Raw genomic sequence first — 12,066 nt, forward strand, 5'->3', positions numbered from 1 at the left:
TATTGCTGTGTAGCGCAATTTCACTGCAATAGTTAAATCTTCTCCTTTCTTTTTATCAACTTAAATTATCCCTCAACTCTATAAGGATCCGTTACAAAAATTTCAGATCAATCCAACTTGATTTGAACCTAAATCCAATTTCTTCATGATGATTCAAGGAGAATGTGCCATGAATTTTCCTCAATTACTGTTTATGGCGGGATGGGTCGCCCTGTCTGCACCTGCCGCTTTAGCCGTTGAACCGCCCATGTCGGGCAAAGCTAGCTCAGGTGCAGCTTCCTCTGCCGCCGATAAGAAAGCCATTGCAAGTGCCATGACTGCCGCACCTAAAAAAGTAGCCGCTGCGGCCACGATTGTCGCTGTCGGTGCAGATGGCAAAATGCGTACCTTGCGCAAGGGCAATAATGGGTTTACCTGTATGCCTGATAATCCGACTACGCCAGGTCCAGACCCAATGTGTATGGATCAGGCCGCTCTAGAATGGGCAGAGGCCTGGATGGGACATAAACCGCCCACAGTCGGGAAAGTAGGCTTTATGTATATGCTGGCAGGTGGTACGGATGCCAGTAATGTCGATCCCTATGCCAAGAAGCCTACTGCGGGCAATCATTGGGTCAAAACGGGTCCCCATGTCATGATCGTCGGTGCTGAAGCTCGTTTCTATGATATGTATCCTAAGCATACGCAACCGGATACCGCTGTGCCCTATGTCATGTGGTCTGGGACGCCTTATCAGCACTTAATGATTCCTGTGAAGTAATGAATCACCGCAATGACAAATGCACACTGATTCAACCTTTCAATTCGGATATTTAATACACTCAATTTTTATGACTGTCCTAAGCTACAAATAAAATAGTTCACTTAGAAGCTCATCAACAGATGGGCTTTTATATGAGTATTGCAAAAGTTGAAATAATGCAGATCATGCAATATGAGTTCCAGAATAATTTTTGCACTGAATTGAAAACAGCCTGAACCAAAAACAATCATCTAACGAAATTCTCCCTAATTTATACATCTTAAATTTTATTAAAATATTGAAAATAATATAGAAAATTAAACTGGCATAAGTTCTGCATAACTGTATTCAAACTTGGATACAAGAATGGATACAGAATGCTTCATCAGAAAATGATCGGCTGGACAGTCCGAAAATGGCGCGATGCCGATCAGCCAAAACATCTTCAACTGAATCATCTTGCTCAACGCACTACCCATGTTGAGGTGGGTGAACTTGTCTGGATTCCGGTTGCGAATGCTGCACCTCTTCAAGCAAAAAACGATGCATTTAAAAAAGCTGTATTTGCGGACGGTATGTATCAAAGGCTACGACACAGAGCAGCGAACATAGTCGATAGCGGCTTTATATACAGCAGCTGAATCAGAAAACAACGAAATAGACCCATTCAGCAGATTCAAAAAATAGAGAGAATAAAAGGGGATTCACATGTTTAAAACTGTACTGATTGCAAATCGCGGCGAAATTGCTGTTCGTGCCATTCGCACATTAAAAAAAATGGGTATAACCAGTATAGCCGTCTATTCAGAAACGGACCGTTATGCACAGCATGTGATTGATGCAGATATTGCAGTGTCCTTAGAAGGTACCAAACCGAGTGATACCTATTTAAGTATTGAAAAGCTGATTGCCGCAGCCAAGAATACCGGGGCCGAAGCAATTTTCCCAGGTTATGGTTTTCTGTCAGAAAGTGCTGACTTTGCCCGTGCCTGCGAAGCAAATAATATTGCTTTCATGGGGCCAACACCGGAGCAGATTCTGGAATTCGGCTTAAAACACAGGGCGCGTGAACTTGCCGCAGCTGTCAATGTACCCATGACTCCCGGTACAGGTCTGCTAAATAGTCTGGATGAAGCCTTAACTGAAGCTGAAAAAATTGGCTATCCGGTTATGCTTAAAAGCACAGCAGGCGGTGGCGGAATTGGCTTGACCCGTTGTGATAATGCAGAAGCACTTCAGGAGGCCTATGAAAGTGTAAAACGTCTGGGCGAACAGTTCTTTAAAGATGCCGGAGTATTTTTAGAGTGCTTTATCGGTCGGGCCCGTCATGTCGAAGTTCAGATTTTTGGAGATGGACAGGGACAGGTAGTGGCTTTGGGCGAACGCGACTGTTCACTGCAGCGCCGTAATCAGAAGGTTGTGGAAGAAACACCAGCGGCACAGTTACCTGAAGCAACCCGTCAAAAATTGTATCAGGCGGCAGTTGAACTGGGCAAATCGGTGGAATATCGCAGTGCCGGTACGGTTGAGTTTATTTACGATGCAGCACGTGACGAGTTTTATTTCCTTGAAGTGAATACCCGTTTGCAGGTGGAGCATCCGGTGACTGAAATGGTGACCGGTTTAGACCTGATTGAATGCATGTTGAAAGTTGCAGCAGGTGATACTCTGGATTGGAAGCATCTAAGCAGTATTCAGCCTCAAGGTGCAGCGATTGAAGTACGCATCTATGCCGAAGATCCAGTTAAGAATTTCCAGCCGAGTCCAGGGATTTTGACCGATGTCTTTTTTCCGGAAAATGTCCGGGTTGATACCTGGGTGAGTACCGGAACTGAAATTTCCCAATACTTTGACCCGATGATTGCCAAGATTATTGTGCATGCTGAAGATCGTGATACTGCCATTCATACGCTTAAATCAGCTTTAGCTGAAACTCGCCTGAATGGTATTAGTACCAATCTGGATTATGTGCATACTGTTATTTCAGATCCGCGTTTTGAGCAAATGCAAATCTGGACACGCATGCTGGATGATTTCAAATATGTGCCGAATGTGATTGAGGTGATTCAGCCGGGTACACAAAGTTCCATTCAGGATTATCCGGGTCGTGTCGGGTATTGGGATATTGGTGTACCGCCTTCAGGCCCAATGGATGATTATGCTTTCCGGCTGGCCAATAAAATTGTTGGGAATGTCGAGGCCGCCGCCGGGTTTGAATTTACCCTGCAAGGTCCAATCCTCAAATTTCATGCAGAAAATATCATTGCTTTAACTGGCGCACCTTGTCCGGTAAGTCTGGATGATGAAGCAGTAAATTTCTGGCAGCCTGTTCAGGTAAAAGCAGGCCAAACCCTAAAAATTGGACAGGTTGAATCTGGATGCCGGACCTACCTGGCTGTACGAAATGGTCTGAATGTGCCGGAATATCTGGGTAGCCGTTCTACCTTTGCTTTAGGTAATTTTGGTGGACATGCAGGCCGAGTGTTACGGGCTGGTGACATGATTAAGATGGTGAATCCTGAGCTGCCGGCCGATGGTCTACCTTTAGCGATTGCAGAACCTGAAGTTTTGGCAACAGATCTGATTCCAAGTTATGGCAAGGAATGGAAAATTGGTGTGCTCTATGGTCCGCATGGCGCTCCTGATTTCTTTAAAGCTGAATATATTGAGGAGTTTTTTGCATCAAGCTGGAAAGTGCATTTTAACTCGAACCGATTGGGTATCCGTTTAACCGGACCGACGCCAAGCTGGGCGCGTGAAAATGGCGGTGAAGCGGGTCTGCATCCATCCAATGTACATGACTGTGAATATGCCATTGGTGCGATTAACTTTACCGGTGATTTCCCCGTAATTCTTGCCAAAGATGGTCCGAGCCTGGGTGGCTTTGTGTGTCCGGTGACCATTGCCAAAGCTGAACTCTGGAAAATTGGTCAACTGAAAGCCGATGACACGATTAGCTTCTATCCAATCTCGGTAAAGCAGGCCAATGCGCTGGAGCGGCAGCAAATTCAAACCCTCCAAAACTTTGCCAAGGCAGAGATAACCAGCGAGGCTGAAATCGTTACAGTTCAGGCAGAAAGTATCCTGGCATTGCGTGAAGCTACGCCAGATGCACCAAAAGCTGTATATCGTCAGGCAGGTGACAGTTATATCTTGCTGGAATACGGTGATAACGTACTGGATTTGGCCCTACGCCTGCGCGTACACCGCTTGATGCAACTGATCCGTGAAGCTGATCTTGACGGTATCCTGGAATTATCACCTGGTGTGCGATCCTTGCAGATTAAATATGATGGTCTGCGTTTGAGCCAGCAGCAACTGATTCACTTCCTGCTTGGTCTTGAAGAACAGATGGGTGATTTACGTGACATTAAAATACCTTCAAGAATTATCCATTTACCCATGGCCTTTGAGGACTCAGCGACTCTGGGTGCGGTTGAGCGTTATCAGGAAAGTGTCTGTGCCAAGGCCCCATGGCTACCGAATAATGTCGATTTTATTCAGCGAATTAATGGTCTAAACACTCGTCAGCAAGTTAAAGACATTATTTTTGATGCCAATTATCTGATTTTAGGGCTAGGTGATGTATATCTGACTGCACCTTGTGCAGTGCCCATTGATCCGCGCCACCGTTTACTGAGTTCCAAATATAATCCGGCCCGTACTTCTACCGCTGAAGGTACAGTCGGGATTGGTGGCATGTATATGTGTATTTATGGCATGGACTCACCGGGTGGCTATCAGTTGATTGGCCGTACCGTACCGATCTGGAATAAGTTTAAAAAGAACAAGCAGTTTGGCGATCAGCAATGGTTCTTACGCTTTTTTGACCAGATTAAATATTATGAGGTCACTGAGGCCGAACTGGATCAGTTCCGTGCTGATTTCGCCCATGGTCGGGCAGAAATTAAAATTGAGGAATGTAAGTTTGACTTTGCAGCATATCAGGATTTCCTTGCTGCAGAACAGGACAGTATTGCTGCTTTTAAAGCACAGCAGCAAGCTGCTTTTAGTGCGGAGGTGGAACGCTGGAAAGACGATTTTGATGCACCTGTAGAAATAGAAGTGCTGCAGGATGATACCGATTACAGCCAGTATGTCCCTCTCAACGCCTCTATGACCGGCAATATCTGGAAGATTTTTGTAGAAGCCGGGCAGATTGTGAAAAAAGGCGACACGGTGGCCATCATCGAGGCCATGAAAATGGAGCTGCCGGTCTATGCTGACGATGATGGCATTGTCAAAGCCATTATCTGCCGTTCAGGTCAGACCGTGCATAGCGGTGAACCGCTGGTTTATATGGAGTAATGGATTGAGCCTATGACCCTTGTCCCTAATACAGCCACTAAAGCGACCGGAAAAAGCTCAGACAATCTGTCTGAGCTGGTTTTCCAGAAAATTAAAAATGACATTTTTGACTTTAAACTCATGCCGGGAGAACGGTTTACCGAATCAGAAATTGCTGAAAGCTATGCCGTAAGCCGTACACCCATTCGGCAAGCCTTATATCGTCTGCAGCAGGAAGGCTATGTCGAGGTGCAGTTTAGAAGTGGCTGGCAGGTTCGGCCACTGAATTTTAAAGCCTATGAGGAGTTATATGATCTGCGAATTTTGCTGGAATGTTATGCAGTCGAACAACTTTGTCAGATGCCTGAAGATCAGTTGAAAGCCGCTCTGGAAATTTTGATTCAAACCTGGTGTATCAAGCCAGAACAGTATCTCTATGATCTCAGAAAGTTATCCGCACAAGATGAAGCATTTCATTGTCATTTGGTATTTGCAGCCGGCAATGCGGAAATGGCGAAAATTCACAGTGAGATCAGCGAGAAAATTCGCATCATACGCCGTCTGGATTTTTCCAAGGATTATCGGGTTACAGCTACCTATGCCGAACATCAACAGATTTTAAAAGCGCTGCTTGCACAAGATGCAGCGTTCTGTCTCTCTATATTAGATGCCCATATCCGGCACAGTCGTAATGAGGTGAAAAAAATTACGCTAGAAATGTTGTCCTCTAGTCCTGCGTAAGTTAGTCATGATGCATGAGCTTTAAGAAATACAGACTAGATCAAAATATAGAACTAACTTTAGAAATTACGCTAAGCACAGACTGAATGGCTTGGCATTATTTCATTTAAAGATATAAACTGCTTTTTACAACAAGAAAAACATCAGACCTGACTCAAAATTGATAAACAATTCATAACCAGAAAAAACAAGAACCCGCTAGTGGCATCTCAAATTGTTTTTTAAAGTAAGTTGAGGATGATAATAACAAGAGATAAAAATGCTTCATCAGCCTATTCAACTTTTACTTACAGGTACCAGCTGTGCACTTCTCCTAACCATGACTGGATGTACCATGCCTTCCAAGTCGCCTATCAATGACAGTTATGGTTCCCAGCCACATTTGCCCAAACCAAAATCAAGCTTGCTGCCTACGGTCAATATTGCGCCTGCTAAAGGTTGGCCTGAAGGTAAAATGCCGACACCTGCGACAGGTTTAAAAGTTCAGGCATTTGCCAAAGGGTTGCAGCATCCGCGCTGGCTGTATGTATTGCCGAATGGTGATGTACTGGTGGCCGAAACCGATGCACCGCCCAAGCCCGATGACAGCAAAGGGATCAAAGGCAAAATTATGAAATGGGTGATGCAACGTGCCGGCTCATCGCATCCCAGTACCAACCGCATCAGTCTGCTTCGCGATAGCAATGGAGATGGGGTAGCTGAACAAAAAACCGTATTTTTACAGAATCTCAATTCTCCATTTGGCATGGCGCTGATTGGTAATACATTGTATGTAGCCAATACTGATGCGCTGATGCGCTTTCCTTATCATAACGGGATGACTCAAATCACAGCAGCCGGTACCAAGGTGCTGGATTTACCGGCAGGCCGTTTAAACCATCACTGGACCAAAAATGTCATTGCCAATCCTGCAGGCAATAAACTTTATATCACAGTGGGTTCCAACAGTAATGTAGCTGAAAATGGCTTAGAGCAAGAGCAGGGCCGAGCACTGATCATGGAATTTGACATCACCAGTGCTCAAGTACGACCTTTTGCTACCGGACTGCGTAATCCGAATGGCATGGATTGGCAACCCCAGAGCGGCACACTTTGGACGGTGGTGAATGAACGTGATGAGCTCGGCAATGATCTGGTTCCTGATTATCTGACCTCTGTCAAAGAAGGCGCTTTTTATGGCTGGCCCTATAGTTATTATGGCCAACATGTAGATACGCGGGTCAAACCGCAAAACCCTGCGCAAGTTGCGCGGGCAATTCTACCGGATTATGCATTGGGCAATCATACTGCGTCATTGGGCTTGGCCTTCTATAAGGCAGATCTGATGCCTCAATATCGAAACGGTGCGCTGATTGGCCAGCATGGTTCATGGAACCGCAAACCGCACAGTGGCTATAAAGTGATTTTTATTCCCTTTCAAAATGGACAACCGATGGGCCCACCTCAAGATATCTTGACTGGATTCTTAAGCGATCAGGGCGATGCATATGGGCGACCGGTCGGTGTGGCGGTAGATTCTTCAGGTGCCATTTTGGTTGCTGATGATGTCGGTGATGTGATTTGGCGAGTATCACCCTTGAGTACACCAGCTGCAGTAAGTAAATAAAGGTCTAGGGGTTTAGGGTTTTATTTAGATCTAAATCTGTGGGATAGCAAGGTTGAAGTAAAAGCTATTTCATTAAAACATCAATATTTTGATTGAAAATATGCAAAAGCTAGCGGGTTTAAAACAATTTTTAAGCTTCATTTAAGCTGGCTGAATTAGGCTTTCAGGATATTTTTAAGCGTAATACAGCATGTACAGAGATTATGCTGATCCCATTAAAAATATCTAAATCTTAGTGCCAGTTTTAAGTGCCAATAAAAACTGGATATAAGAATTTAAAACATGGCAAAAGAGGGTTTTAAGAATGAAATCAATTATTGCATTTATCTTCCCTTGGTCATTATTTATGACCATTCATCGACCAGCCGAAGCGACAGTATGCTTAATGCTTCAAATTTCGATTTTAGGCTGGATTCCTGCTGCAATCTGGGCGACACATACTTTATATCGAGATAAAATAGCCTGAAAATAGGAAAATAAGTTACTTAAAGATTGTTTGATTTGGACGGAAGTAATTAAAGCCCTATCTTTTTTATAGCTAAAGATTTTTTTTCATTCCAGATGATGAATACATCAATAAAATGAATCTAGAGGAATGTTCGAGAGAAATACTACAAAATTAAAATAAGAGGAAATTCGGGAAAAATTATAATTATATTTTGAAAAAGAAATTGAAGTACTCCGAAGATGCCGCTGCATGTGTCGTTACCCTGAACCCGATGAGTTCAAGGAGGATGCGACGTATACTTGCTGGGTTTCCCATACGGAGATGGGCATACACTCTAAATATACAGAACACACCCATAAGTGTTAGTATCGGCAGGGGAATAGACCCGCTGGCGAACACCTCAGAGTTAAGTTAATTATAAACAATAATCCCGGTGTGGCAACTCTATGCTGTTCATGAACTGTAAACAGTTCGGTCGAATGTCCGAAGTTTAAACAAAATTCGAGATTATTCAGTCAGTTCTTCAACTTCTTCTAAAATAGTTTGTAACAAACGCTCGCAATGCGCATATTGTTGCAGTGATCTATTCATATTCAAAACCTCCTGCATCAGCTCAAGTGCCACCATAATAATCAGCTTACTAGGTTCCATGCGTGGCGCTTTACGGCGAAATTCATCATATTTGTCATTTAATAACTGTGCTGCGCGCTCTAATTCTTCCTGCTTGTCAGGAGTAGAGGCCAGACGGAAACTATGCCCCAATACTCTGAGATCAATTGCAATTTGTTCACTCATGATGAGGCTTCCTCAGTCGCTTCAGTCGGATGGGCCAGTTGTTGAATTTCCTGTGCGTGATGATCCTGCGCAGTACCGAGAATCGCCAGACGTTGAATAATCGCTTCAACCTTGGCTTTGGCATTTTCATTTTTCTGGGTTAAGCGTTCAGATTCCTGAGTCAGACGCTGAATTTCCTGCTGGGCATGACGCTGTTCAAGGATCATCTTTTCCTTAACTACGCGCAGCTCATTTCGTTCAGCCAGAATTTCCTGAAAACGGTTTTTCAGATCGGTACAGCTTTTTTCCAGACGGCCATAACGGTCTGCCAGTGCAGTTGCATCATTATTGAGCAGTTGAAATTGGGCACGAGAATCCGTCAATTGTTCTGTCAGATTTTCATTTTCTTGTTGTTTTTGCGCAATCACGCTGTTCTTTTGTTCAATTTGCTGTTGATGTTGCATCATTGAAGAGTCTTGCTCTTCGCGCAAACTGGAATTTTCACTTTCAAGCCGTGCAAGTCGCGTTTTTAACACGCCGATCTGCACTTGTAGACGCTGTAATTCTTCTAACATATCGAGGTCGCACAGTGTTGCAAACAAAGGTAATATATAAGCAGTATAAAGATTGGATAAACGAATGCAAGACGATATTTCAGGTTGGACCGAATGGCACCGCAATTTTTCTTCAATTGAGGAAATTTCTAGCCCTAGCGAACTACATGGTTTGCTGACTGGCATTGTTTGTGTCACCCAGGCGCCAAGCAGTGAAGAGTGGTTACAGATTTTAGAAACACTGGATGTACCTGAACTGGATGCCGAAGCATTAGAGTTGTTGGCGGGCGAAGCTGAAGATGTGTTCCATGCATTGTCTGAAGATGAGCTGGATTATTTACCTTTGCTGCCTGATGATGAGCATGTGCTTTCAGAACGCGTACAGGCTCTGGCGGACTGGTGTGCAGGCGTGGTCTTAGGTTTCGGACTGGCTTCAGGACATATCCGTCAGGATGAAGTTGAGCTGATTGAACATTTACAAGATGTAGCCGCAGTTGAATTTGAAGACTCAGACGATGATGCTGAAGGTGAAGAAAGCTATCAGGAATTGTACGAATTTGTGCGTCTGATTCCTGTCAGTCTGTCTTTAGGGCGTAAAAAGGTCGAAGTTGAAGAAACGCCACTCTTACAGCAATTTAGTCAAAAAAATCAGCCTAAAGTCGCTACTACAGAAGCGCAAAGTGTAGTCGAGATTTTCTCGCCTAAACGTCTAAGCTGATGAAATGCTGAGGTGAGTCATCACCTGCTTGAAATCAGGCATATATTTTGCTGTTTACAGTGAAATCTATAGTCTGATTTCAAGACTATATTCTAAATACAAGTATTGATCGATAAGAAGTAAGGTGTAATGAAGAAATTGACACAGGCAGTTTTTGAGGAGCGTCGCGCAATCCTCGCAGGGGAAATCGGTTTACGCAGTATCGCTATTATCGCGACCAGTCCGGTAGCCATGCGTAACCGTGATGCAGATTATAAATACCGTGCAGACAGCAGTTTCTTCTATTTAACCGGATTCGCGGAACCTGAAGCTGTGGCTGTGATTGAAACCTTTGACACTGAAGAAGAAGGCTATAGCTACAGTTTGTTCTGTCGTGAACGCAACCGTGAAATGGAAATCTGGAATGGCTACCGCGCGGGTATTGATGGGGCTATTCAGGATTATGATGCAGATGAAGCCTATGCGATTGATCTGCTGGATGAAGAAATCTTAGAAAAGTTACAAAATAAAGATCAGTTATTTTATCGCATTGGACAGCATGCAGAGTTTGATGCGCGTGTCGCCAAATGGATTGCGACTGCAAGTGGTGAAAGCCGTCGTGGGACTTCTGCGCCAGCGCAAATAATTCAGCTGGACCGTATTGTCGATGAAATGCGTCTGCATAAAGATGCAAATGAAATTGAACTGATGCAGATTGCTTCCGATATTTCTGCTGATGCACATACGCAAGCGATGCTAGCAATACGGCCGGGCATGATGGAATATGCGCTGGAAGCCGAGCTGAATTATATCTTTGGCAAAAATGGCGGTGTTCCGGCCTACAACAGTATTGTCGGTGGTGGTGAGAATGCCTGCATCCTGCACTATGTAGAAAATGACAAAGAACTGAAAGATGGCGATTTAGTCCTGATTGATGCTGCAGCTGAATATCAGCTTTATGCTTCAGACATTACCCGTACCTTTCCGGTAAATGGTAAATTCAGTCCGGAACAGAAAGCCTTATATAACGTAGTACTGGATGCTCAAATCGCTGCGATCAATGCCGTGCAAATTGGTAACTCGTATAAAGAACCTCACAATGTTGCAGTGCGTATTTTGGTGCAGGGTTTGCTCGATCTTGGCTTGATGCAGGGTAATATCGACGAGATTATAGAAAAAGAAGCTTTTCGTCAGTTCTACATGCATGGTACGGGACATTGGCTCGGTATGGATGTGCATGATGTCGGTGCTTATAAGGTGGACGGTGAATGGCGCTCGTATGAAGAGGGTATGGTCGTGACCGTTGAGCCGGGTCTTTATATCGCGCCTGATGATGAAACAGTAGATGCTAAATGGCATGGAATTGGCATTAGGATTGAAGATGATGTGGTGGCCACTGCAAATGGCCCGCTAGTTTTAACCGCGAAAGTCGTCAAAACGGTAGAAGAGATTGAGGCATTAATGGCGAAAGCCCGCGCTGCCTAATCCAAGAAAAATACAGAAAGCCGGTCGCGAAATCGGCTTTTTTTATGACATTTCTATGCCATTTTAAAAAAGAATTCCTAGCTATATCGAATCGATCAAAAAGTGACTTAGCTTACGTTTATCTCGAACAAGTCAAATAAAACTCACCTAAGTAAAATTTACAGCTTAAAAATTGACAGGAAGTCAACACAGAAAATCCGTTTTTAGCATCAAAGCTACATATTAAATGGGCTGAGATTCTCATACTTTCTCTGATCCTTAAATAAACTTAAATAAGAGCAGGAGAACACTTATGAGATTAAATACGATTGACTGGATTGCTTATGCTTTAACAATCATTGGTGGCATCAATTGGGGCTTAATTGGTGCATTCGATTTTAATTTGGTCGCTGCGATCTTTGGTGATATGAGCGCCTTATCTCGAATTATTTATGTATTGGTTGGTTTGTCGGCATTGTACCTAATTTATACAGGAACAAAGTTGGGTAAAACAGTACACCACACAGATCATCATACCAATATTGTGCGTTAAGCTAATTCTCCTGGGCGAGTTGCTTGCAAGATAGGGTTCATGTCTTCGATTAGCTTGTCGAGAGGATAGAAATAGTGTGGAAGATGAAGAAACCTCGGTATATTTCCGGGGTTTTTTATATAGGTGTTTATAGGTTATTAATAGAATCATCCTCAGATCTACAACAACACTTAGCTAAAGATTAGGGTCTGTTGACATTT

General features: G+C 43.8%; 11 protein-coding genes and 1 other RNA gene. 9 read left to right on the forward strand and 3 right to left on the reverse strand.

From position 1 onward, the window contains the following. The first annotated feature begins 169 nt into the window (after positions 1–169). From BFN00_RS04775 to BFN00_RS15785, 6 genes are all read left to right on the forward strand, one after another. Positions 170–760 (forward strand): hypothetical protein, encoded by a 591-nt coding sequence (locus tag BFN00_RS04775; protein ID WP_071850614.1) that lies wholly within the window; start codon positions 170–172, stop codon positions 758–760. Positions 761–1,119: 359 nt separating this feature from the next. Beyond that, the gene (locus BFN00_RS04780; protein WP_071850615.1) at positions 1,120–1,383 is read left to right on the forward strand and encodes a hypothetical protein; all 264 of its coding nucleotides are present in this window, start codon (positions 1,120–1,122) and stop codon (positions 1,381–1,383) included. 67 nt (positions 1,384–1,450) lie between these two features. Next, on the forward strand, positions 1,451–5,050 hold the full coding sequence (gene uca, locus BFN00_RS04785; protein WP_071850616.1) for an urea carboxylase: 3,600 nt from the start codon (positions 1,451–1,453) through the stop codon (positions 5,048–5,050). A gap of 12 nt (positions 5,051–5,062) precedes the next feature. Then, complete coding sequence (locus tag BFN00_RS04790) at positions 5,063–5,770, forward strand: GntR family transcriptional regulator (RefSeq protein ID WP_071850617.1); 708 nt, start codon at positions 5,063–5,065, stop codon at positions 5,768–5,770. A 319-nt stretch (positions 5,771–6,089) separates the two neighbouring features. After that, complete coding sequence (locus BFN00_RS04795) at positions 6,090–7,376, forward strand: PQQ-dependent sugar dehydrogenase (RefSeq protein WP_249449783.1); 1,287 nt, start codon at positions 6,090–6,092, stop codon at positions 7,374–7,376. 304 nt (positions 7,377–7,680) lie between these two features. Beyond that, a complete protein-coding gene (locus tag BFN00_RS15785) occupies positions 7,681–7,842 on the forward strand; it encodes a YqaE/Pmp3 family membrane protein (protein WP_143115417.1) in 162 nt (53 codons plus the stop codon). Positions 7,843–8,050: 208 nt separating this feature from the next. Here BFN00_RS15785 and ssrS read toward each other — a convergent pair. From ssrS to BFN00_RS04810, 3 genes are all read right to left on the reverse strand, one after another. Further along, positions 8,051–8,234, reverse strand: a non-coding RNA gene (ssrS, locus tag BFN00_RS04800) — 6S RNA. 97 nt (positions 8,235–8,331) lie between these two features. Beyond that, positions 8,332–8,619 carry a cell division protein ZapA gene (locus tag BFN00_RS04805; protein ID WP_004279505.1) on the reverse strand — a complete coding sequence of 96 codons (288 nt, stop codon included), beginning with the start codon at positions 8,617–8,619 and terminating at the stop codon, positions 8,332–8,334. Continuing rightward, positions 8,616–9,173, reverse strand: a complete 558-nt coding sequence (locus BFN00_RS04810; RefSeq protein WP_004279506.1) for a hypothetical protein — start codon at positions 9,171–9,173, stop codon at positions 8,616–8,618. Before BFN00_RS04810 ends, BFN00_RS04805 begins: the two co-directional genes overlap by 4 nt. Positions 9,174–9,237: 64 nt before the next feature. Between BFN00_RS04810 and BFN00_RS04815 the strand changes: the two genes are divergently transcribed. From BFN00_RS04815 to BFN00_RS04825, 3 genes are all read left to right on the forward strand, one after another. Next, positions 9,238–9,870: a UPF0149 family protein gene (locus BFN00_RS04815; RefSeq protein ID WP_071850619.1), complete on the forward strand. Its 633-nt coding sequence runs from the start codon at positions 9,238–9,240 to the stop codon at positions 9,868–9,870. Between the two features lie 129 nt (positions 9,871–9,999). Further along, positions 10,000–11,334 (forward strand): Xaa-Pro aminopeptidase, encoded by a 1,335-nt coding sequence (pepP, locus tag BFN00_RS04820; protein ID WP_071850620.1) that lies wholly within the window; start codon positions 10,000–10,002, stop codon positions 11,332–11,334. A gap of 292 nt (positions 11,335–11,626) precedes the next feature. Continuing rightward, on the forward strand, positions 11,627–11,866 hold the full coding sequence (locus tag BFN00_RS04825) for a DUF378 domain-containing protein (protein WP_005107468.1): 240 nt from the start codon (positions 11,627–11,629) through the stop codon (positions 11,864–11,866). The last annotated feature ends 200 nt before the right edge of the window (positions 11,867–12,066 follow it).

This window comes from Acinetobacter sp. AR2-3 (assembly GCF_001878775.1).
Taxonomy (GTDB): Bacteria; Pseudomonadota; Gammaproteobacteria; order Pseudomonadales; family Moraxellaceae; genus Acinetobacter; species Acinetobacter lwoffii_D.